11 protein-coding genes and 1 pseudogene are annotated in these 22,918 nt (G+C 75.6%); 4 read left to right on the plus strand and 8 right to left on the minus strand.

Annotation, left to right across the window (positions count from 1 at the left end; genetic code table 11):
- Positions 1–53 precede the first annotated feature (53 nt).
- Both ECOMGDLI_RS07900 and ECOMGDLI_RS07905 read left to right on the plus strand, forming a co-directional pair.
- On the plus strand, positions 54–965 hold the full coding sequence (locus ECOMGDLI_RS07900) for a phosphotransferase (protein ID WP_088315863.1): 912 nt from the start codon (positions 54–56) through the stop codon (positions 963–965).
- Between the two features lie 32 nt (positions 966–997).
- Positions 998–1,807 (plus strand): endonuclease/exonuclease/phosphatase family protein, encoded by an 810-nt coding sequence (locus ECOMGDLI_RS07905; protein WP_088315864.1) that lies wholly within the window; start codon positions 998–1,000, stop codon positions 1,805–1,807.
- 36 nt (positions 1,808–1,843) lie between these two features.
- Here ECOMGDLI_RS07905 and ECOMGDLI_RS36425 read toward each other — a convergent pair whose 3' ends face one another.
- The 4 genes and pseudogenes from ECOMGDLI_RS36425 to ECOMGDLI_RS07930 form a co-directional block, all read right to left on the minus strand.
- Entirely contained in the window at positions 1,844–7,804 is a 5,961-nt protein-coding gene (locus tag ECOMGDLI_RS36425) for a fibronectin type III domain-containing protein (RefSeq protein WP_088315818.1), read from the minus strand.
- Between the two features lie 1,518 nt (positions 7,805–9,322).
- Complete coding sequence (locus tag ECOMGDLI_RS36730) at positions 9,323–10,648, minus strand: PD-(D/E)XK nuclease family protein (RefSeq protein ID WP_369812725.1); 1,326 nt, start codon at positions 10,646–10,648, stop codon at positions 9,323–9,325.
- Between the two features lie 113 nt (positions 10,649–10,761).
- Positions 10,762–12,865 (minus strand): annotated as a pseudogene (locus ECOMGDLI_RS36735) (ATP-dependent helicase); the annotation flags it as partial.
- Positions 12,799–16,032 carry an ATP-dependent DNA helicase gene (locus ECOMGDLI_RS07930; protein WP_198954663.1) on the minus strand — a complete coding sequence of 1,078 codons (3,234 nt, stop codon included), beginning with the start codon at positions 16,030–16,032 and terminating at the stop codon, positions 12,799–12,801. The gene ECOMGDLI_RS07930 and the pseudogene ECOMGDLI_RS36735, both read right to left, overlap by 67 nt.
- A 173-nt stretch (positions 16,033–16,205) precedes the next feature.
- Between ECOMGDLI_RS07930 and ECOMGDLI_RS07935 the strand changes: the two genes are divergently transcribed.
- Positions 16,206–17,912 carry a tetratricopeptide repeat protein gene (locus ECOMGDLI_RS07935; RefSeq protein ID WP_233153359.1) on the plus strand — a complete coding sequence of 569 codons (1,707 nt, stop codon included), beginning with the start codon at positions 16,206–16,208 and terminating at the stop codon, positions 17,910–17,912.
- 29 nt (positions 17,913–17,941) lie between these two features.
- Here ECOMGDLI_RS07935 and ECOMGDLI_RS07940 read toward each other — a convergent pair whose 3' ends face one another.
- The 3 genes from ECOMGDLI_RS07940 to ECOMGDLI_RS07950 all read right to left on the minus strand — a co-directional run bounded on the left by ECOMGDLI_RS07940 (position 17,942) and on the right by ECOMGDLI_RS07950 (position 20,870).
- Positions 17,942–18,541 carry a carboxymuconolactone decarboxylase family protein gene (locus ECOMGDLI_RS07940; RefSeq protein WP_088315824.1) on the minus strand — a complete coding sequence of 200 codons (600 nt, stop codon included), beginning with the start codon at positions 18,539–18,541 and terminating at the stop codon, positions 17,942–17,944.
- Positions 18,542–19,050: 509 nt separating this feature from the next.
- Positions 19,051–19,812, minus strand: a complete 762-nt coding sequence (locus ECOMGDLI_RS07945) for an ABC transporter permease (protein WP_088315826.1) — start codon at positions 19,810–19,812, stop codon at positions 19,051–19,053.
- On the minus strand, positions 19,809–20,870 hold the full coding sequence (locus ECOMGDLI_RS07950) for an ATP-binding cassette domain-containing protein (RefSeq protein WP_088315828.1): 1,062 nt from the start codon (positions 20,868–20,870) through the stop codon (positions 19,809–19,811). The genes ECOMGDLI_RS07945 and ECOMGDLI_RS07950 overlap by 4 nt, the downstream gene beginning before the upstream one ends.
- A gap of 235 nt (positions 20,871–21,105) precedes the next feature.
- Between ECOMGDLI_RS07950 and ECOMGDLI_RS07955 the strand changes: the two genes are divergently transcribed.
- Positions 21,106–22,116, plus strand: a complete 1,011-nt coding sequence (locus ECOMGDLI_RS07955) for a phosphotransferase enzyme family protein (protein ID WP_143447572.1) — start codon at positions 21,106–21,108, stop codon at positions 22,114–22,116.
- 22 nt (positions 22,117–22,138) lie between these two features.
- On the opposite strand, the gene ECOMGDLI_RS07960 is transcribed toward ECOMGDLI_RS07955, so the two are convergent.
- Entirely contained in the window at positions 22,139–22,891 is a 753-nt protein-coding gene (locus ECOMGDLI_RS07960) for an alpha/beta hydrolase (RefSeq protein WP_088315832.1), read from the minus strand.
- Positions 22,892–22,918: the final 27 nt, after the last annotated feature.

The following is a 22,918-nucleotide window of genomic DNA, read 5'->3' on the forward strand; positions in this document are numbered from 1 at the left end:
GCGTCGGTGGGTGCACCCCGGTGCGGGGCCGCGGACCGTTTACGGTGGAGCCCGTGCCCGACCGTTCCCCGTTCGCCCTCGCTGCGCTCGCGTGCGCCGCCGTCCGCGGCCTCGAGCCCGCGGCCGCCGCCGCGCGGACGAGCCACGACCCCGAGGTGGACGCCGCGGACCTCGAGGACGACCTCGGGCGCCGCTGGGTCGTGCGGGTACCGCGCACCGCGACCGCGGCCGCCCGGCTCGACGCCGAGGGCCGGCTCGTCGCCGGTCTCGCCGGTTACCTGCCGTTCGCCGTGCCGGACATCGCCGGCCGGACCCCGCTGCCCGACGGCACCGCCGCCGTCGTGACCCGGGCGCTCGCGGGCGAGCCGCTCGACCCGGCGACGCTCGAGCCGGGCCCCGGTCTGGCCGCCGCGCTCGGCCGTAGCATCGCCGCGATCCACGACCTGCCCGACCGGGTCGTCGAGGAGGCCGGACTGCCGGTCTACACGGCCGAGGAGTACCGCCAGCGCCGGCTCGCCGAGGTGGACCGGGCGGCCGCCACCGGGCACGTGCCGGCCGGGCTGCTCACCCGCTGGGAGAAGGCGATCGAGGAGGCCGGCGCCTGGCGGTTCATGCCGTGCGTCGTGCACGGCGACCTCGCGAGCGAGACGGTGCTCACCGAGCACGCGGACGTCGTCGGCGTCCTCGAGTGGGGCGAGGCCCGGGTCGCCGACCCGGCCGACGACCTGGCGTGGGTGCTCGCCGCGGCCGACGAGGACGCGGCCGAGGCCGTCCTCGAGGCGTACGCGCACACCCGGCGCACCCCGGTGGACGGCGACCTCGCCCGCCGCGCCCGGCTCGCCTCCGAGCTCGCCTGCGCCCGCTGGCTGCTGCACGGCGTCACCGCGGACGACGCGGAGGTCGTCGACGACGCCGTCGCGATGCTCGCCGACCTCGACGCCGCCGTCGACGGCTCGTCCTGGTGACCCCGGGCCCCTCGACGGGCGCCGCCGGCGGGCTGCGGCTCGTCTCCTTCAACGCGTGCTCCGGCCGCTCGCTGGACGACGGCGGCACAGACCCGCAGCGGTTCGCGGACGCCGTCGCCGCGACCGGCGCCGACGTCCTCGCGCTCCAGGAGGTGGACCGGTTCCAGCCGCGGTCCGGCGGGGTCGACCAGGCGGCGCTCGCGGCCGCGGCGCTGGGCGGCGCGCACCGCTACCTCGGGCTCGTCCACGGCACGCCCGGCGAGGACGGCTGGCTGCCCGCGCCCGACGACCACCCGCCGTCCGGTCACGAGCACGACCCACCGCCGGACGGCGCGGCGGCCGACCCGACGTACGGGATCGCGCTCGTGACGACCCGCCCGGTCGTCTCCTGGCACGTGCTGCGCCTGGCACCGGCACGCGGCCGGTACCCGATCCCGCTGCCGACCCGGCCGCCGCGGCTGCTGTGGATCCCCGACGAGCCGCGGGCCGCGATCGCCGCCGTCCTCGCCGAGCCGGCCGTCACCGTCGTCGCGACGCACCTGTCGTTCGTGCCCGGTGCGAACGTGCGCCAGCTGCGCCGGCTGCGGGACTGGGTCCGGACGCTGCCCGGCCCGCACGTCCTGCTCGGGGACCTCAACCTGCCCGGCCGGCTGCCGGCGCGGATCACCCGGTGGACGCCGCTCGTCACCGGCCCGACGTTCCCCTCCCCCGGGCCCCGGGTCCAGCTCGACCACGTGCTCGCCCACGGGCTGCCGGAGGGCAGCCGGGTCCGTGGCCGCGTCGAGCGGCTCGCCGTGAGCGACCACTGCGCGGCCGTAGCGGACGTCGACCTGCCGGGCTGACGGGCTGCGGGGCTGACGAGCTGACGGGCTGACCCGTCAGGAGAGCGCGACGCTCGTGCGCGCCGAGGCGTGGGTGTCGCCGAGCCGGGAGACGGTGACGCCGGGCACCTGGTTCGGTGACGACAGGTTCGTCGTGTCCCGGTTGCCGAGCATCCGGTTGTTGTTGAGCCCCCAGCACCACAGGGTCGCGTCGGTGCGGCGGGCGCAGGAGAACTCGTAGGCCGCGTTCACCTCGGCCCACGTCGTGGCGCTGCCGACCTGGGTCGGGGCGCTGCGGTTCGTCGACGTGCCGTCGCCGACCTGGCCGTTGCTGCCCAGGCCCCAGCACCACAGGGTGCCCGTGGTCCGCACCCCGCAGGCGTGGGCGCGGCCGACGCTCACCCCGGACCACGTCGCGGTGCCGATCTGCACGGGCGCGTTCCGCTGCGTCGTCGTCCCGTCGCCGAGGCGGCCGCTGCCGTTGTCGCCCCAGCAGAAGAGCTTGCCCGCCGCGGCACCGGTCGCCGGCACCCCGCACGTCGAGAAGTAGCCGGCGCTCACCGTCGACCAGGTCGTCGCGCCGGTCGCGCTGACCTGCACGGGGGTGGTGCGGTCCGTCGTCGTGCCGTCGCCCACCTGGCCGTTGAGGTTGTCGCCCCAGCACCACAGGGTGCCGTCGGTCTTGATGCCGCACGTGTGGGTCTCCCCGACGCTCACCGAGGACCACGACCCGGCCGGGCCCGCGGTGGGCGTCGTGATCGTCCCCGACGCACCCGAGACGCCGGTCTGCGCGTAGGTGGTCGACCCCCAGCACCAGAGCGAGTCGTCGGTGCGGACGGCGCAGACGGCGTACGTGCCCGCCGACACCGAACGCCACGTCGACGCTGCCCCCGCCTGGACGGGCGCGTACCGCGTCGTCGTCGCCGCGTCGCCGACCTGCCCGTAGAAGCCGTACCCCCAGCACCACAGCGTCCCGTCGCCGCGGACGCCGCACCCGCCGTGGTAGCCGGTCGCCCCCGCGGTGAACGCCGTCGCCGGGGCGATCAGCGGGGTCGGAGAGCCCGCGGAGTTGTTGTAGTACATGCCGAGCTGGGCGGACCCGTCGTCCCCGGAGCACCAGACGGCCTGGTCGCTGCGCAGCCCGCACGTCGTGCTGAAGCCGCCGCTCACGGAGCGCCAGGCGGTCGAGGACCCGGCCTGCACGGGCGACAGGCGCTGCGACGTCGTCCCGTCGCCGAGCTGGCCGGAGCCGTTGTAGCCCCAGCAGTACAGCGCCCCCGTGGTGCGGACCGCGCACGTGTGGTTCTGCCAGGTCATGAGCGCGGGGGCGGACGACGAGGCCGGGCTCATCCCTGCCGTCGCCCAGGTCGTCGCGCTCGTGCTCTCCCGCACGGGCGTCGTCCGGTCGGTCGTCGTCCCGTCACCGAGGTTGCCGTAGCCGTTGTAGCCCCAGCAGTAGAGGGACCCGGCGGTCGTCACGCCGCACGCGTAGTGGTCGGCCACGGAGACCGTGGCCCAGGACAGGCCGCCGGAGACGGTGACGGGCGTCGACGAGTCGGCCGTGGCGCCGTTGCCGAGCGCGCCGTACAGGCCGTTGCCCCAGCAGCGGATCGCGGCGTCCGAGGTCCGGACGGCGCACGTCGAGTCGTAGCCGGCCGAGACGGTCGAGTACGCGGTGCCCGCGGTCACCTGGACCGGGCTGCTCTGGTTCGAGGTCCCGCCGTTGCCGAGCCGGCCGCTGCCCCCGCTGCCCCAGCACCACAGGCTGGAGTCGGTCTTCCGGGCGCAGACGTGGTTCTGGCCGACGCTCACCTGCGCCCACGTCGTGACGCCGGTGGCGGGCACCGCGTTCGGGACGTCCCGGGAGGTCGTCGTCCCGTCGCCCATCTCGCCCGCACCGCCGTAGCCCCAGCACCACAGGCTCTGGTCGGACTTGATGCCGCACGTCGTGTTCTCGCCGGCGTCGACGGACAGCCAGGTGCCGCCGCCGGAGACGCCGGTCGCCTCCCAGCGCTGCGCCGAGTCGCCCACCCCGAGGCTGCCGAAGGAGTTCGGTCCCCAGCAGGACAGGGCGCCTGCGGTGCTGATGGCGCAGCCGTGGTTGTCGCCCTCGGTCATGTCCTGCCAGGTCTCCGGGCCGGGCATCCGGACGGCGGTCGTGGTCGTCGAGTTCTGCATGATCACGCCGGTGCGGCCGAGGTCGCCGTCGCCCCAGGCGTACAGGTACGACGTCACCGTCGCGCCGGCCGAGGCCGCCGAGGCGGGCCCGGTGCCGACGCTGTTCGTCGCCGTCACGGTGAACGTGTACGTCCCGGCGGCGAGGCCGCTGAACGTGCAGGACGTCGTCGCCGACGTGCACGTGCTGCCGCCCGGGCTCGCGGTCGCGGTGTAGGAGGTCACGGTGGCGCCGCCGTTCCACGCGGGCGCGGACCAGGACACCGTGGCACCGCCGAAGCCCCCGGTGGCGGTGGGGGTCCCCGGCGCGGACGGGGTGATCGTGACGCCCCACTTGCGGGCGAGGTACTCCTGGACGGTGCGGGTCTGGGCCGACGTCGCGGCGGTGTTCGTCACGACGACCTCGGCGATCCGGCCCTTCCACGTGTCCGCCGTGTTCCAGCCGGTGGCGCCGAGCGCCGCACCGTCGGCGGTGCCGGTCGTGTTCGTCGTCGAGAGCGTGTAGTTGCTCGCACCGTTGACGTTCGACGACATCGACGTCGACGTGACGACGCCGTCGGTGACGACGGCGGTGCCCACCGGCCACGTCTTCGTCGGTGTCACCGAGGCCCAGGTGTCGTAGGTCTCGAGATAGACGTTGTTGTTCCCGTTGCCCCGCTCGAGGACCCGGCCGAGGCCGGTTCCCGCAGCGCCCCAGCCGATCGCGTGCCGCCAGGTCGACGACGGGACGGCCTCCTCCTGGACCGCGACCGCCCACAGCGTCGACGGCGTCGTCCCGGTGGGGAGCTTGGCGACGGCGAGCGGGTAGTGGTCGTCGGTGCCGTCGAAGGCCGGCGCGGTGCGGCCGTTGAGGCTGCTCACGAGAGGTCGCCTGGTCGACGTCGACTGGACGGCGTCGTTCGCCTGGGCGGACTTGTCCTTCCAACAACCGACGGCCGTCCCGGCCGCGGCGGCGGCCCCGCTGCACGCCGTCGACGTGAACAGGGTCGAGGAGTCGGCGCCGTCCATCCACAGCCGCACCGCGGACGTCGTCATGACCGCGGCGGGGTAGGTCGTCAGCGCGGTCCCGGACGACGCGGCGCCGGTGCCCGCGGCGTTCGTCGCCGCCACGGTCACCGTGTAGGCCGCACCGTCGGTGAGCCCGGTGACGGCGCACGGCGAGGACGCGCAGGACTGCGTGACGGTCGCCGCCGTCACGTCGGACGGGGTCGCGGTGACGGTGTACGAGGTCACCGCCGCGCCGCCGTTCCACGCCGGGGCGGTCCAGGTCACCGAGGCGGTCCGGTCGGCGGTCGTCGACGGCGTCGCGGTCACGGTGGCCGGCACGTCCGGCGTGATCGCGACACCCCACTTGCGGGCGAGGTACTCGCGGACGGTGCGGCGCTCGGCCGCGGTGAGCGCGGTCCGGAAGACGAGGACCTCGCGGAAGGAGCCGCTGCCACGACGCGCCACGAGGTCGTAGTCGTCGGCGCCGACGGTCAGCGTGACGCTCCCCGCCGACCGGGTCGTCGTGCTCGACACCGTGCCGCTCACCACGGAGTCGACGGCGACGTCGAGGGTCTGGCTGGACGTGCCTCCGGAGATCTGGCCGTCCCAGACGTGAGGGCCGGTGAGAGCGGTCGACGGGCTGACGATGGCGGTGTTCGTCGTCTGCAGGTTGTAACCGCCGGCCTCGATGCCGAAGAAGCTGGTGCCGGTCGAGCTGATGTGGGGGTGCAGGATCCAGCCGTTCGCGGCGCGGCTGCCGGTGAGCCACCCGTAGGTGTTGAACGTCGGGTCCGTCGACGACGCGACCGAGAAGGCGGTGACCCCCGGCCCGGTCGGGACGCCGGCCGCGGTCTGGTAGTACCCGTTGCCGGAGAACGACACCAGCCCGGTCGCAGGCGTGTACGTGCCGGCCATCGCCGTCGTCGACTGGACGGCGTGCCGGCCGCCGCCGGTCTTGTCGACCCACCGCTTCAGGACGTTCGCCGTCGACGCGCAGGACGTCGCGGTGTCGCACGACTCCGCCGTCCCCTCGAGGACTCCGTCGCCGTCCACGTCGACGCCGTCGAGCCACAGCACCGCGTCGCTGCTCGCGAGGAGCGCCGGCCGTGGCACGACGGTGACGGCCGTCGACGCCGGTCCGGCGCCCACGGCGTTGTTGCCCGCCACGGTGACCGCGTAGGTGGCCCCGTTCGTCAGGCCGGTCAGCGTGCACGGCGACGACGCGCAGGGCAGCGTCACGGTCGGCAGGGTGCCGTCCGAGGGCACGGCGGTGACCGTGTACGACGTCACCGCGGAGCCGCCGTTCCACGGCGCCGTCCACGAGACCGTCGTCTGGGCGTCCCCGGCGGCCGCCGCGACCGCCGTCGGCACGCCCGGGGTGATCGTGGCGGACCACTTGCGCGCCAGGTACTCCTCGACGGTGCGCCGCTGCGTCGCCGTGAGCGTGCCGGAGAGGACGACGACCTCGTCGACCGGGCCCTGCCAGGACTCCGTCAGGGTAGCCTTCCGCCCGATCGCCCCGGAGGTGCCCGTCGTGCTGAACGAGCCGGTGCCCGTCGTCCCCGCCAGGCCCGACGGCCACAGCGTCACCGAGGTCCCGGAGGCGAACTCCGTCGCGGCGACGGTCGGCTCCGTGGCGGACCAGGTCCCGGCGTAGACCGACAGGGGCGTGTCGTTGTGGGCGTCGGCCTGGATCGTCGACGTCGCCGCGCGGTGGAGGACCTGCCGCATCTGGCCGCTCGTCGCCGTCCCGTACGAGACGACCACGCCGTACACGGTGGCCGGGCTCGTCAGCGTCGCGACGGTGAACGTCGTGCTGCTGCTCGTGCCCGTGGGCAGGGCCGCTGCGGAGAACGAGAACCCGTCGTCGCTGCCGTCGAACCCCGGGACCTGCCGGCCCGCCGAGGTCGTCAGCACCGGCTGCTTCGCGGCGGTCCCCTGCGAGGCGTGGGCGGCGGACGCCGACTTGTCCAGCCAGCAGCCCACCGTGGTCGTCGCGACGGCGCCGGTGCACGTGGACGACGCGACGAGGGTCGAGGTGTCCGCGCCGTCGAACCACAGCTTCGTGGCACCGGACGACATGACCGTCGACGGGTACGGGACCGTCGTCGACGTCGCCGCCGGCCCGGTCCCGAGGTTCGAGGTCGCCGTCACCGACACGGTGTACGTGAGGCCGTTCGTCAGCGACGACCACGAGCACGAGGTGGTCGGCACCGTCGCGGTGCACGTCGCCGACCCGGACCCCGGCGCCGGGGAGATCGTCGCCGTGTAGGACGCGACCGTCCCGCCGTTGCCCGCGGGCGCCGTCCACGACGCCTGCACCGCGCCGTCCGAGGGCGTGAGCGTCAGCGCACCCGGCGCGTCCGGGTACCCGTTGCACACCGACGCCGCGGGGGTCGAGGTCGTCGACACCCAGGAGTTGAGCCGGGCCTTGACGCGCGGCGTCACCGCCGACGCCGGGACCGTCACCGAGACCGAGGTGCCGGACACCCCGGTCGCCACCGTCGACGTCCCGTCCGTGACGTCGTACGTCAGGCCCGCGGGCAGCCCGGACGCCGGGGTCCAGGACACCAGGCACGTCGTCGCGGCGGTGCGAGAGGCCGTGACGGCCGTCGGGACGTACGACGTGAGCTGGCCGGCGGTGTACACCGACGGCGGTCCCGCCGTGGTCGCGGAGAAGACCGCGCCGATGACCCCGATGACGAGGGCGACGGCCGAGACGCCGAGCGCCGCGACCCCGGCCCGGCCGAGCCGCTCCTGCAGCGACCGGTCAGGGGCGCCGCGGTGCCGGGCAGCCCGCGGGAGCGGCCCGCGGCACGCCGAGGACCGCGACCCGCGTCCCGCGGTCGCGCCCATGCCTGGAACGTCGTCCGCGCGACGGGTCCCCTGAAGCGCCTGCGCGGGCGATCCCGATCACCGCACCGCGCCCACAGGGGGACGAAACGGACGGCGCGATCACGAGACGGCGATCTCCGCGTGCCGGTACCGGTGCGCGGCGTTGTCCGACGCGATGGCGACGATCCCCTCGACGGACACCGGGTCCTTCGTCGTCGACACGTCGTTGACGACGGCGCCCGCGGCGCTCATGAGGACGGTCCCGCGGCCGGACCCCCAGGAGAGCGTGGCGGCCGAGGCGTCCTTGCGGTAGACCGACCCGCCGGCGACCGGCGAGGTGGTGAGCACGTGCACCCGGCCGTTGACGAAGTCCACGACGAGCTGGGGGCGGGTGGCCTTGTCGGCGACGGTGTGCGACGTCGAGACCGTCCACCGCCCGGCGGCGTCCCGGCGCAGCACCTGGATGAGCGGCGCCGTGGCCGGGGACGCCGGGTCGTCGTCGAGCGAGGTCTTCACCGCCGCGAAGACCCGGTCGTCGTCGAAGGTGCCCTTGAGGCTGATGTGGTCGTCGGCGACCCCCGCCCCCGACAGCACCGTCTGGACCGTCCAGCGGGTGTCCGGCGTCCCGTCGTCGTGCACGGCGAACCGCACCGCGCTGCTCTGCTGGTCCGACCACATGATCCCGACCCTGCCGCGGAACCGGGTGATCGCCGAGATGTCGTCGGAGGAGACGGTGGCGTCCGGCACCGGCAGCACCGAGGCGGGCGTCCAGTCCCCGCTGCCCGGTGACACCGTCCGGGTGACCATGACCCGCTTGCCCTGCGTGAAGGTGACCCAGAGCATGCCGGTCGAGTCCCGGGTGAGGGACGCCGACTCGGTCCCGCCCGTGGCGAGCACCCGGGCCGCACCGGGCAGCCGGAGCCAGACGTTGCCGACCCCGATGTACTGGAACCGCTCGTAGCGGATCTCGCCGGTCGCCGTCCGGCTCACGACGTGCGCCATGTTGCCGAGCCCCAGGACGTCCGCGGTGCTGTCCGGCCGGGACGCCGCAGCCGCGTCCGCGGCAGCCGCTCCGCCGGCGTCCACGAGGACCCCGGTGTCGCGCCAGGTGTGGTCGGGCATGAGCTGGTGGATCGTCGGCCGGCCGCGGCCGGCCGGGACCATGACCGCCCACCACCGGTTGCCCGCCCGACCGCACGGATCCTCTCCGCGANTGGTCCCGGCCGGCCGCGGCCGGCCGGGACCATGACCGCCCACCACCGGTTGCCCGCCCGCCACACCTTGCTCTGCGGCTTGTCCGCGGTCGGCGAGGTGAGGGTCGCCGGGAAGGCCTGGTCCGCGTACTGGGTCGAGGTCACCGCCGCGGACGCGGGGACGGCCGTGAGGAACAGGCTCGCGGCAGCCCCCGCCAGTGCGAGGGCGGTCGCGGAGAGGATCCGTGCGGTCGGGCGGGCTGGGGTCACGTCGGCTCCCGGGAGGTGTCCGGTCGCCGCCTGCGACCGGTGCGCCGGACGCTAGGGACCCGCGGTCACCGGCCGGTCATCGTCCGGTCACCGGGTCCGCGCCGTCGGTCGCCGCCACGACGAGCCGTTCGAGACCGGCCGCGTCGAGCAGGTCGACGGGGCGCACGGTGCGCCCGGCCGAGGCGTAGAAGAACGCCGCACCGACCTGCTCCACCGGGACGCCCTGGAGCCGGGCCCACGCGAGCCGGTAGACCGCGAGCTGGACGGCGCGGGTGCGGGCCCCGGCGTCGTCGTCGCGGCCCGGCGGCGGCCCCGTCTTCCAGTCGACGACCTCCCAGCGGTCGCCCGGGAGCCGGAAGACCGCGTCGACCCGGCCGCGGAGCACGACGCCCGCGACCGGGGTCTCGATGCTCACCTCGACGGCGTCCGGCACCCGGTCGGCCCACTCGCTCGCGAGGAAGGCTGCCTGGAGCGCGGCGAGATCCTCGTCGCCGGCGCTCTCGTCGGCGGCTCCCGGCAGGTCGTCGACGTCGACGAGCGCGGCCATGCCGTAACGCTCCTCGAGCCAGGCGTGGAACGCGCTGCCCCGGCGGGCGTGCGGGTTCGGCGGCTCGGGCATCGGGCGGCGCAGCCTGGCCGCGAACGCCACGGGGTCGGTGGCCAGCGCCACGACCTTGGACGCCGACAGGTGCCGCGGGAGCGCGACCGCGAGGTCGCGCCGGGTCGAGGCGTCGCGCTCGGTGAGGAGCAGGTCGACCTCCCGCGCCCAGCCGACCCGGTCACCGACCGGTGCGACCGGGGGCGCGGCGTGCCGCTCGGCGAGCGCCGCGAGCACCCGCGCGGCACCGTCGCCGACGGCGGCCCGGCGCGGGCCGAGCGGGTCGAACGGCCAGTCGGCCCGCGCCACGAGGGCGTCCCGGGGGTTCGCGACGCCGTCCTCGGCGGCGTCGGCCCAGTGCAGCATCTCGACCCCGCCGGCGCCGACGAGGTCGGCGGCCTCGACGAGGAAGCGGGACGGCGTCCGCGGCCGGGAGCCGTCGCCCCACTGGGCGCCGGTCAGGAGGAGCAGCCGCCGGGCCCGGGTCACGGCGACGTAGGCGAGCCGGCGCTCCTCGGCGACGTCGTGCTCGCCGCACGCCTCGCGGAAGTCGTCGAGCGCGGCGGCGAGGTCGACCTGCGTCGAGGCCCCCTCGACGGGCCAGTGCGGCAGCCCGGCCCGGTCCCCGCGCAGCGGGTACGGCAGGGCCCCGATGTCGCCGAGCCAGCCGTTGGCCGGGCCGGGCGGGCGGCCGTTCGTCCCCGAGGGGAAGGTGCCCTCGACGAGGCCGGTGACGGCGACGACGTCCCACTCCAGGCCCTTCGAGGCGTGCACCGTGAGCACCTGGACCGCGTCGTCGCGCACCTCGGTGACCGGGGCCTCCAGGCCGCGCTCACGGGTGTCCGCGGCGGCGAGCCAGCCGAGGAAGGCCCCGAGCGACCCGCCGGAGCCGGCCCGCGCCCCGCCGCCTTCGCCGNAGGCGGCGGCGACGTCGGCGAACGCGTCGAGGTGCGCGCGGGCGGCGCCCGGTCGCACCCCCGGCCGGGCGGCGACCTCGACGTCGAGGAGCAGCGCACGCTCGACGTCGAGCACGAGGTCGGCGAGCGGCAGCGCGGTCCGCGAGCGCAGGTCGCGCAGCGTGCCGCCGAGCCGGTCGAGGCGCCGCCGGCCCGGCGCGGAGAGCTCCTGGCCGGCCGGGCCGCGCCAGCCCTCCGGCGGCAGCTCGTCGAGGGCCTCGACGATCGACCGCTCGTCGACCGCGTCCGCGACGACCTCGACCGGCTGTCCGGCGTCCGCAGAGCCACCGGTGCGGGCGTCCGTCGCCCGCCGGCGCCGCCGGTTCAGCTCCGCGGACCACACGCCGAGGGCCTCGACGTCCCGCGGCCCGAGCCGGACCGCGGCCCCCGTGAGCAGCCGCATGAGCGAGTCGCCGCGGGTCGGGTCGTGGAGCACCTCGAGCGCGGCGCGGACGTCGGCGACCTCGGGCACGGTGAGCAGGCCGCCGAGGCCGACGACCTCGACCGGCAGGCCCTGCGCGCGCAGCGCGGCCTCGACGAGCGGGAACTGCGCCCGGGCCCGGCACAGGACGGCCGCGCTCGGCCGGCCCGCCGGGTCGCGCCACTGCCCGGCGACGACCTCGGCGACGGCGCGGGCCTCGTCCTCGAGCGTGGCGAACCAGCCGAGCGCCACCCGGCCCGGCCCGGCCTGCGGGCGCCCCACGAGCGGCGGGACGTCGACGTGCTCGCCGCGGCGGCCGTCCCGGTGCAGCCAGCGCGGCGGCGTCCGCAGGTCGGCGGCGACCCGGTTCGCGACCGCGAGGACGGCGGCGTCGTTGCGCCAGCTCGTCGAGAGCACCCGGGTGCCCGACGGCTCGCCGCCGGCCCGGGCGAAGTCCGCGGGGAAGCGCTGCAGGTTGCCCGCCGAGGCGCCGCGCCAGCCGTAGATCGACTGGTGCGGGTCGCCGACGGCGGTCACCGGGTGGCCGTCGCCGAAGAGCGCGCGGAGCAGGACGAGCTGGCCGTGGCTGGTGTCCTGGTACTCGTCGAGGAGGACGACCCGGAACCGCTCGCGCTCGCCCGCGGCGACCTCGGGCACGTCGAGCGCGACCCGGGCCGCGAGCGCCACCTGGTCGCCGAAGTCGAGCACCTCGAGGTCACGCTTGCGCTGCGCGTACGCGGCGACGAGCGGGACGACGCGCTGCTTGGCGACGAGCTTGGCGAGCCGCTCCCGGACCGGCGCCTTCGGGGTCCCGGGGCCGGCGCTGCCGAGCTCGGCGGGCAGCGTCACGGCCCGGTCGAGGACGCCCTCGAGGTACGCCTCGACGTCCGCCGGCTCGACGAGGTGCTCGGCGCACTCCCCGGCGAGCGCGAGGACGGCCTCGGTGACGGTCGCGGCGACGTTCTCGACGCCGGACATGTCGCCGTCCCAGCGTTCGACGACCTCGCTCGCGAGCTGCCAGGCGCCCGCCTCGCCGAGGAGCTTCGAGCCGGGCTCGATGCCGACCCGCAGCCCGTGGTCGGACAGCACTGCGGCGGCGTACGCGTGGTAGGTCGAGACCGTGACCGGCTGCGGCTCGACGTCGACGAGGCCGCGGCGGTACAGCGCCCGCAGCCGGGACCGCACCCGGTCGGCGAGCTCGCCCGCCGCCTTGCGGGTGAAGGTGAGGCCGAGGATCTCCTCGGAGGCGACGTGCCCGTTCGCGACGAGCCAGACGACCCGGGCGGCCATCGTCTCGGTCTTGCCGGAGCCGGCCCCGGCGACGACGAGCAGCGGCGCGGCCGGGTCGGCCTCGATGACCGCGACCTGCTCGGGCGTCGGGTCCGGGCGGCCGAGGGCGCGGGCGATCTCGACGGCGGAGACGGCCGAGACGCCGAGCGGCAGCAGCGCCTGCTCGCCGTGCCCGCCCTGCTCCGGACGCGCCGGCCCCGCCCGGCGGCCGCCGCGCGACCGCGCGGCGCGGTCCTCCGGGACGAGCTGGAAGAGCTCGTCGAGGTCGAGCCCGAGCTGGGAGTCGGTCACGCGCCCACCTGCCGGCCCTCGGGCTGCAGCGGGCAGGAGCGGCGCACGGCGCACATCCGGCACATCGGGTTGCCGGACGCCGGGAACGCCTCGCCGGCCATCCCGTCGGCCGCCTCCGTGACGAGCGTGCGGGCCCACTGCGGGTCGTCGTCGCTCGCGAGCGGCGGCTGCTCCTGCACCCCGGCGCTCTTGCGCGTCGTCCCGAGCTGGACGAGCAGCGCTCCCCCGCTCTCCCGGCCCGGGGCGAGGTCGTCGAACCCGCCCTCCTCGACGGCCACCTGGTAGACGCCGAGCTGGGCGTGCCGGGCGAGCTCCGCGGACGCCGGCGCGGACTTGCCGGTCTTGAGGTCGACGACGACGAGCCGGCCGTCGGCGTCCCGCTCGACCCGGTCGACCTGGCCGCGGACCACCGCACGGCCGACCTGAACCTCGACGGACCGCTCGACGGCGACGAGCTCACGGCCCGCCTTCCTGGCCTGGGACGCGTAGTCGGAGAGCTTGGTGACCATGTCGTGCGCGCGCTGCCGCTGCCGCTCGTCGACCCAGCCGTCGCCGAGCCCGAGCCGCCCGATCGTCGCGGCGAGCCGCTCGGCGAGCGCGGCGCGGTCGAGGTCGGGCACCTGCTGCGCGACCTCGTGGACGAGCGTGCCGAGCGCCTGCGAGACCGAGGAGCCGGTCGTGCCGCCGGACGACTCGAGGAGCCAGCGCAGCGCGCACCGGTCGAACTGCTCGATCCGGGACGGCGACACCGCCACGAGGTCGCCGGGGCCGCGCAGCGGGCGGTCGTCGGTGAGGTCGGGCAGCCCGAACCAGTCGTCGGGGTGCGCACCGGGCACCCCGGCGTCGGCGAGCTCGGCGAGCCGGCGGGCCGCCTCGTCGCGGCGCGCCGGGTGGGCGGTGTCGTCGGTGGCGACGCCGCGCAGCTCCGCGACGAGCGCGGGCAGCGTCATCGACCGCGGGACGTCGGTGACGGGCCGGACCTCGACGTCGTCGGGGAGCGGGTCGACGAGGTCGACGAACCCGGACGGCAGCTCGTCCTCGGAGCGGACGGCGGTGACGAGCAGGTGCGCGCGGGCCCGGCTCACCGCGACGTGGAAGGTCCGCAGCTCGTCGTCGAGGACGGCGCGGCGCTGCGCCGCGACGGTGCCGCCGCCGGCGCCGGAGCGGCCGTCGAGCAGGTCGGCGAGCGCCTGGGCGCCGAGCAGCGACGAGCGCAGCCGCAGGTCGGGCCAGACCCCTTCCTGGACGCCGGGGACGGCGACGACGTCCCACTCCCGGCCGGCGGCACCGGCCGCGGTGACGAGGGCGACGGCCTCGCCGTCGGGCGCCCGCTCCGCGAGGGTGTCCGAGGGCAGGTCCTGGCCCTCGAGGTAGGCGAGGAAGCCGGCCGGGCCGGCGTGCGGCAGCCGGTCGACGTACCGCTCGGCGGCCTCGAAGAGCGCGACGACGGCGTCGAGGTCGCGGTCGGCGCGGGCCCCGGCCTGGCCGCCGCGCAGCGCCGTCCGGCGCCACGGCGCGGCGAGCCCGGCGGTCTCCCAGAGCGCCCAGAGCACGGTCTCGGCGGTCGCGCCCGGGACCGCGGCGGCGGTGCGGCCGGCCGTCACGGCGGCCGCCACCCGGAACGCCGGGGCGGCGACCCGGGGCTCGACGAGCACGAGCGCGCCCGGTGAGAGCACCGCCTCGACGAGCAGGTCGTCGCTGCCCCGGCCGCCGCCGGCGGCGATCTCGACGGCCCGCAGGGCCTGCCGCAGCCGGCGCAGCGCGACGGCGTCCGCCCCGCCCACCGGCCCGGTGAGCAGCTCGGCGACGTCCTCGGGGGCGGGCGGGGCGTCGGAGAGGGCGCACCGCATCGCCAGGCGCAGCGGCCGGACGGCGGGCTCGTCCCGGACCGGCACCTCGGCGGGCGGGACGGCGACCGGCACCCCGGCTGCGGCCATCGCGCGGCGCAGCGGCTGGGTCGCCCGGGCCGAGCGGACGACGACGGCCATCGCGCTCCACGGGACGCCGCCCTCGAGGTGGTGGCGGCGCAGGTGCTGGGCGACGTAGGCCGCCTCGAGCGAGGCCGACGACAGCAGCGCGACCTGCGCCGAGCCGGTGGGCGGGCCGCCGTCGGCCGGGGCGACCGGTTGCGCGGCGCGGTGCGCGACGGCCCCCGTCGAGCCGATCCGCTCCGCGACCCGGCGGGCGACGGCCCGCAGCGCCGTGCCGTGCCGGTGCACCGTGCGCAGGACGACGGTCGGCGCAGGCCCGCCGTCCAGGCGCGGGTACCGCTGCGGGGCGGTGGCGAGCAGCGCCGGCCGGGCGCCGCGGAAGGTCTGGGTCGCGGCGTCCGGGTCGCCCGTGAGGAGCAGGTCACGGCCCTCCCCGGCGAGCACGTCGAGCAGGCGCAGCGTCGCGGCGGTCGCCTCGTGCGCGTCGTCCACCGCGACGACGAGCCGGCGTTCCTGCTCCTGCGCGAGCAGGTCGGGGTCGGTCTCGAGCAGGGCGGTCGCGGCGTCGACGATCCCGGCCGGGTCGTAGGCGCCGGGGGTCGCGAGCGCCGTGACGTCGAGGTACTCCCCGAGGACGGCCGCCGCGGCGACCCAGTCGGGCCGGTCGTGGGTGCGGCCGAGGTGATCGAGGTCGTCGGGCCCGAGGCCGCGCTCGACGGCGCGCATGAGCAGGTCGCGCAGCTCGTCGCGGAAGCCGCGCAGGGCGCGGATCTCCTCGCCGACGCCCGGCGGCCAGACCGGGCCCTCGACGACGCCGTCGACGTGCCCGGCGAGCAGGTCGGCGAGGATCTGGTCCTGCTCCGGGCCGGAGATCAGCCGGGGCGGGACGTCCCCGTCGAGCACCCGGGCCCGGCGCAGCAGCCCGAACGCGTAGGCGTGCGGCGTCCGGGCGAGCGGCTCCTTGACGGTGCGGTCCAGCCGGGCGGAGATCCGGTCCCGCAGCGTGGCGGCGGCGGTGCGGGACGGTGCGAGCACGAGGACGGCGTCCGGCGGGACGCCGTCCCGCTCGACCCGGGCGACGACCGCCTCGACGAGGGCCGTCGTCTTGCCCGTGCCGGGCCCGCCGAGGACGACGAGCGGGCCGGCGCCTCGGCCGTGCGCGACGACCGCAGCCTGGGCGGCGTCGAGCGCCTCGGCCGGGACCGCCGGAGGCGTCGGGGCGGGCCGGACGAGCCGGATCCGGGGACCGTCGGCCTGCCGGCCGCTCCGCTGCCCGGCCGTCGCCGTCCCCGATCCCACGTCCGCGAGTCCATCACAGCCGACCGACAGATCGCCGGACGACGGGCGGGCCGGGACGGATGAGGCTGCTGTGACTCGCACCGCCCGGGCACGGAACGCCCTCTGTCGGTCCGGTCGCGGGAGGGCTAGCGTGCGGCCCGACACCGTCGGGCGCCCGGGCGAGGAGCACTCCGTTGGACGAGGCAGTGGACATCTCTGACGACCTGGCCGGCTACTACGACCTCGGCACCTACCACCGCCCGGTGACGACGGCGTCCGCCGCGGCGCAGACCTGGTTCGACCGCGGCCTCGTCTGGACCTACGGGTTCAACCACGAGGAGGCGGTCCGCTGTTTCGAGCGCGCGGCCGCGGCCGACCCGGGGTGCGCGATGGCCCACTGGGGCGTCGCCTACGCGCTCGGCCCGAACTACAACAAGCCGTGGGAGTTCTTCGACGAGACCGACCTCGCGAGCACCGTGGAGCGCACCCACGCCGCGGTCGCCCGGGCCCGTGAGGCGGCGGCGCACGCGACCCCCCTCGAGCAGGCGCTCGTCGAGGCGCTCGCCGCCCGCTACCCCGCCGACCGGCCCGCCGGGGACCTGTCGGTGTGGAACCACGACTACGCGGGCGCGATGCGCGCCGTCCACGCCCGGTTCGGCGACGACCTCGACGTCGCGACCCTGTTCGCCGACGCGCTGATGAACCTCACGCCGTGGGCCCTGTGGGACCTGCGCACCGGGGAGCCGGCGCCGGGCTCGCACGCGGTCGAGGCACGGGCGGTGCTCGACGGGGCCCTCACGGACGAGGCCGGCCGCACCCACCCCGGACTGCTCCACATGTACATCCACCTCATGGAGATGTCGACGACGCCCGAGCAGGCGCTGCCCGTCGCGGACCGGCTCCGCGGGCTCGTCCCGGACGCCGGCCACCTCGAGCACATGCCGACCCACCTCGACGTGCTCTGCGGCCGCTACGGCCAGGTCGTCGCGTCGAACACCGCGGCCGTCGCCGCCGACGAGCGCTACCTCGCCCGCGAGGGTGCGATGAACTTCTACACGCTGTACCGCTCGCACGACTACCACTTCGCGGTCTACGGGGCGATGTTCCAGGGCCGTTCGCAGGTCGCGCTCGAGATGGCCGACCGGCTCGCGGCGTCGATCCCCGAGGACCTGCTGCGGGTGCAGGTGCCGCCGATGGCGGACTGGCTCGAGGGCTTCCTCGCGATGCGCGTCCACGTGCTCATCCGGTTCGGCCGCTGGGAGCAGATCCTCGACCTGCCGCTGCCGGCCGACCCGGACCTGTACTGCGTCTCGACGGCGATGACGCACTACGCCCGCGGGGTCGCGTTCTCCGCGACGGGCCGGGTCGACGCCGCGGAGCAGGAACGGACGGCGTTCCGCGCGGCGAGCGACCGGGTCCCGGAGTCCCGGACCCTGTTCAACAACACGTGCCGCGACATCCTCGCCGTCGCCGGCGCGATGCTCGACGGCGAGCTGGAGTACCGCCGGGGCCGCTACGACGAGGCCTACGCGCACCTGCGCCGCTCGATCGACCTCGATGACGCGCTGCCCTACGACGAGCCGTGGGGCTGGATGCAGCCGACCCGGCACGCGTACGGCGCGCTGCTCCTCGAGCAGGGGCACGTCGAGGAGGCCGCCGCGGTCTACCGGGCCGACCTCGGCCTCGACGACACCCTGCCGCGGGCGCTCCAGCACCCGGAGAACGTGTGGAGCCTGCACGGGTACCACGAGTGCCTGCTGCGTCTCGGCCGCGCCGCCGAGGCGGCGCAGGTCGCGCCCCGGCTCGCCGCGGCGGTCGCCGAGGCCGACGTGCCCGTCACGGCGTCGTGCTTCTGCCGTGGCGGGCCGCCGCCCTCGACGTCCGACGACTGCTGCCGCTGACGGCGCCGGGCAGCCGGGCGCGCAGGCCGCTACCGGGAGTGCTTGCCGATCTCCCAGCCCCGGTCGCCGAGCAGCTCACCGGCCCTGGCCGCCGGCAGCTCCTCCAACGGGGTGGCCATCGAGTCGTTCCACCGGTTGAAGACACCGAACATGCACACGACGCCGAGGATCTCGACGATCTGCTCCTCGTCCCAGTGCGCCGCCAGCGCGCGGTAGGACTCGTCCGTGACTCCGTTGGGCACCGACGCCGCCGCGAGCGCGAAGTCGAGCGCGACCCGCTCGGCGTCGGAGAACAGCGGGCTCGTCGCGTAGTCGTAGATCGCCGCCATCTTCTCGTCGTCGACGCCGTGCCGGGTCGCGCTGACCGTCGTGTGCGCCTTGCAGTACTGGCAGCCCGTCGCGAAGCTCGACATGTGCGCCACGAGGCGCTTGAGCCCGAGATCGACCCGGCCGCCCGGGCTGAACACGGCCCGGTTCAGGCCGATGACGGCCTTGGCGATCGCCGGCACCCGCTGCATCGTCAGCAGGCTGTTGGGCACGAACCCGAGCGTGGCGACGAAGTGGTCGAGCGCCGCTCGTAGCTCGGCGTCGGTGCAGTCCTCGATCGACAGCGGCTCCATGCGGGCCATGACTGCTCCTCCGGGTCGCGGGGGCGGCCCCGACTGGGAGGGACCTCGCCGAATGCTCGCACCGGCGACCCGTCCCGTGACGGCGACCGTTCGCCCCTCCGGGACAGGACCCGGTGCCCGTCGACGCCGTCCGGACGGCGTCGATGATGTGCCGCACCGGCATCAAGTTGCTCGCCCGCCGTCGCACGCCATCGACGGCCGGCGAGCCGAGCCAGACCATGAGCGGCCGTCACAGAACCGACGGAGGTCCCGACCCAGACCGCTGGCTCCGGTTCAGTCTGCCACGCTCCAGGATCTTCGATGGTTCGGATGGGAATCACTGGACTCAGAGACGCAGTACGCAGCCAAGGGCACCTACCACAGCGGATTACTCAGTGCTTCCTGCTCGGGCTTCGGCACGCGGACCTACAGGACCGCCGTCGAAGTCTGGTATGCCGCAGTCGGGACAGTCATGGAGAAAACAAGCACCCAGGTCCGTTGGTCCTGCTGAAGGAGTCGGCGCGAAGGCGTCACGCGTTCTCCTTGCGAAAGGTTGCTGTCCCCCACCACACGGCGGCGAGGAGAAGCAGGGCGGCCCAGGCGGACCCCCAGAACATGGTGTCGAGCGATGCATGACCGGCGAAGGCGCTCCTGACCGCGTCGACGATGTGGCGCACGGGCATGAACTTGCTGAACTCGACGAGCCACGGAGGTCCGATGGTCATGGGCAGGAGGATCCCGGAGAGCAGCAGCACAGGCATCATGACGACGTTGACGACCGGCGCCATGACGTCTTCACTCTTGGTCGTCAACGCCAGTGCGTTCGACGCAGCCGCGCACGCGCCACCGATCGCGAGCGTCAGCAGGACTCCGAGGACGGCGCCCGACAGGGGTGCCTGCATCCCCAGGACCCACCCCAGCCCGACGAGGATGAGCGCCTGGACGAGGAGCTGGAGCAGGTCGCGCCCGAGCCGGCCGACGAGCAGCGCCGTCCGGCTCGCCGGGGTGACCCGCTCGGCCTCGATGACGCCCTCCCGCCATTCGCCGATGAGGCTGAAACCCGCGAAGAACGCCCCGAAGATGCCGAGCTGTACGAGCATTCCCGGCACGAAGAACGTGTACGCGTTCGTCGCTCCCAGTTGAGCCACCAACGGCTTGAGCAGCGGCCCGAAGAGGAACAGGTAGAGGATCGGCTGGAAGATCCCGATGAGCACCCACGCCGGGTTGCGCAGCGCCGTCCGGAGCTGCCGCCGGCAGATGATCCAGGACTCCCGCCAGAAGGTCGCGGTCACCGCAGTGCTCCCGTCATGTCGTCGGTGGTGGTCGGGTGCGCGCCCGTCTGCGCGGCTGCCTCGCCGTCCTCCCCGCCCCCCTCGGCGTCGCGCAGCGACCGGCCGGTCAGGGTGAGGAACACGTCGTCCAGGGTCGGACGGTGCACCTCGATCGCGTCGAGGACGACGCCCGCGTCGTGCAGCGAGGAGAGCAGCCCGGGCAGCGCCCGGCCCGCGCGCTGGATCCGACCACGGACGTGGACACCGTCGATCTCGACACCGGGCAGCCCGTGCCGCGGCGGCTCGGCGATCGAGCCGAGCTTCTCGGCGACGGTCGTGCGCGCCGCCGGGTCGGCGACCTCGAGGCTCACGAGGTCGCCGGAGACCTGGGCCTTGAGGTTCTCGGACGTGTCGGCCGCGACGATCCGGCCGCGGTCGATGATGACGATCCGGTCGCTCAGGGCGTCGGCCTCGTCAAGGTAGTGCGTCGTGATGAAGACCGTCGCGCCGCGGCGGGTGCGCAGGTCGGCGATGTGCGTCCAGAGGTTCGCCCGCGCCTGCGGGTCGAGGCCGGTCGTCGGCTCGTCGAGGAAGACGAGCGTCGGGTCGTGGATGAGCCCCATGACGATGTCGAGCCGGCGCTTCTGGCCGCCGGACATGTTCTTGGGCATCCGCTCCCAGAGCCCGTCGAGCTGGAGCTCGGCGAACAGCTCCTTGCCCCGCTTCTCGACCTGCGCCTGGGTGCGGCCGTAGAGCATCCCGTGGTCCATGACCTCCTCGCCGGCGCGCGCCGAGCTGAAGGTGCTCCCGGACTGGGAGACGTAGCCGATCCGCTTCCTGACCTCGACCGGCTCGCGGACGATGTCGTGCCCGGCGACGGTCGCGGTGCCCGCGGTCGGCGTGATGAGCGTCGTGAGCATCCGCAGCGTCGTCGTCTTGCCGGCGCCGTTCGGGCCGAGGAAGCCGACGACCTCGCCCTCGGCGACGTCGAGGTCGACCCCGTCGACGGCCCGGACCTCGGTCTTCTTCTTGCCCTGCCTGGTGTGGAACGTCTGCACGAGACCTCGTGCGTGGATCATTGCGGTCCCTCCCGCTCGGCCGGCCGGTGGACACGGGCCGGGTCGTCCAGCGTGCTCGCCCGCGCCGACGGGTGTCGACGCATGTGTCCGCCACCCACATGGATGGAGACACGTTATATCGCGTTTCGTCAAAGTCAAGATATATCGCGTGCTGCCGTGTCGTCGGCTGCCGACGCCCGCGCCGGGCAGACCGGCGGCAGGCGCGGAAGTCATCGGCCCCGGCGACACTGGTGCGGTGCAGGACCCGTCCCCTGACTCCACGGACTCCCCGGACTCCCCCGACGGCGCGGCCTGGGCGCGCGAGGTCGCCCGCCGCTTCGACCTCGGCCGCCCGGCCGGCCCCGCGGTCGTCGCGGCCCGCGGGCAGCAGGGCGTCGTCCGCAGCCTCGTCACCGACCGCGGCCGGTTCGCCGTCAAGGTGCTCCTCGAGCCTCTCGACGAGGCGGAGGCCGCAGCCGACGCCGCGTTCTGCGCGCGGATGGCCGACCGCGGCGTCCTCGCGCCCCGACCGGTCCGCACGACGGACGGCGCGGTCATCGGTGCCGTCGGCGAGGCCCGGGTCCGGGTCGCGACGTGGGTCGACCTCGACGGCCCGCGGACCGACCTCGACCCGGTCGCGCTCGGCACCCTCTTCGGCACGCTGCACCGGGACCCGGTCCCCACCACCGCCACGGTCGACCCCTGGTACACCGAGCCGGTCCCCGCGCACGCGTGGGACGACCTCGCGACCGAGCTCGCGCGGGCCCGCTGCCCGTTCGCCGGCGCGCTCGCGGCCGACGTCCCGCGCCACGTCGCCCTCGCCGCACTGTTCCGCGCCCCTGTCGACCCGCAGGTCTGCCACAGCGACCTGTGGGCCGACAACGTCCGCGGGACGCCGTCCGGCCGGCTCGCCGTCGTCGACTGGGACAACAGCGGGCCGGCCGAGGCGCTCGGCGAGGTGTGCGTCGGGCTCGTCGAGTACTGCCGCAGGGGCGACGCACGGCACCCGGACGCCGACGACCGGGTCCGCGCGTTCCTGCGCGCCTACCGGGCGGCGGGCGGCCCGGCCGTCCCCCGCGAGCGCGCCGATTTCACGATGGTCCTGGCGCAGTTCGGCCACTTCGCCCACCTCGCCGGCCGGCGCTGGCTCGCCGCGACGACGGACGCGCAGCGGCAGGCCGCCTCGGACTGGTTCCACGAGGAGCACGACGACCCCGTCGACGTCGCGACCCTCGACCGCCTGCTCATCGCGGCCCGGTCCGTATGACGGGCCGGGCGCCGGTCCGTTCTCAGGTCAGGTGCCGGACGAAGAAGCGGGTCACGTCCTCCCCCTCGAACGCCGGGACGCCGGTGTGCCCGCCGAGGTTGGCGTGCAGCGTCTTCTCCTTGCTGCCCAGGGCGTCGAAGAGATCGAGGGCCTGCTGCCGGTCGTTCCCCTCGTCGTCCCACTGGAGCAGGACGAGCAGCGGGACGGCGACCCGCCGGGCCTCCTCGACGACGGCACGCGGCACGTAGCTGCCGGCGAACAGGACGGCGGCCGCGACGCGCGGCTCGACGGCCGCCAGCCGGACGCCGACGGAGATCACCCCGCCCGAGAACCCGACCGGACCGCCGATGCCGGGCACGGCGAGAAGGGCGTCGAGCGCGGCCTGCCACTCCGGGACCGCCTGCTCGACGAGCGGCAGGACGAGCCGGTCGACGACCTCGTCGGGGACCGGCTCCCCCGCCTCGACCGCACGGCGCAGCTCGGCGCGGGCCCGGTCGGCCTCGGCGGACCGCGGCCGGTCACCGCTGCCGGGCAGCTCGATCGTGGCGGCGGCGAAGCCCGCCGCGACGGCCTCGCGGGCCCGGCCGGCCAGGCGCGGGTACATCCTGCGGAGGTCCCCGGGGTGACCGAGGAGGATCAAGGGCGCCGATGCCGGCGCCGGGGCGGACCCGGACGTCCAGAGGATGCCGGGGATCCCGTCGAGGGTGAACCCGCGTTCGAGGACGCCGTCGTCGTGGCGCTGCTCGGAGGTGTGCAGGAGGTCGGTGGGTCGCATGGTCGTGCCTTTCGGGAGGGCTGTGGA

Source organism: Kineosporia sp. R_H_3, from assembly GCF_002198675.1.
Classification (GTDB): domain Bacteria; phylum Actinomycetota; class Actinomycetes; order Actinomycetales; family Kineosporiaceae; genus R-H-3.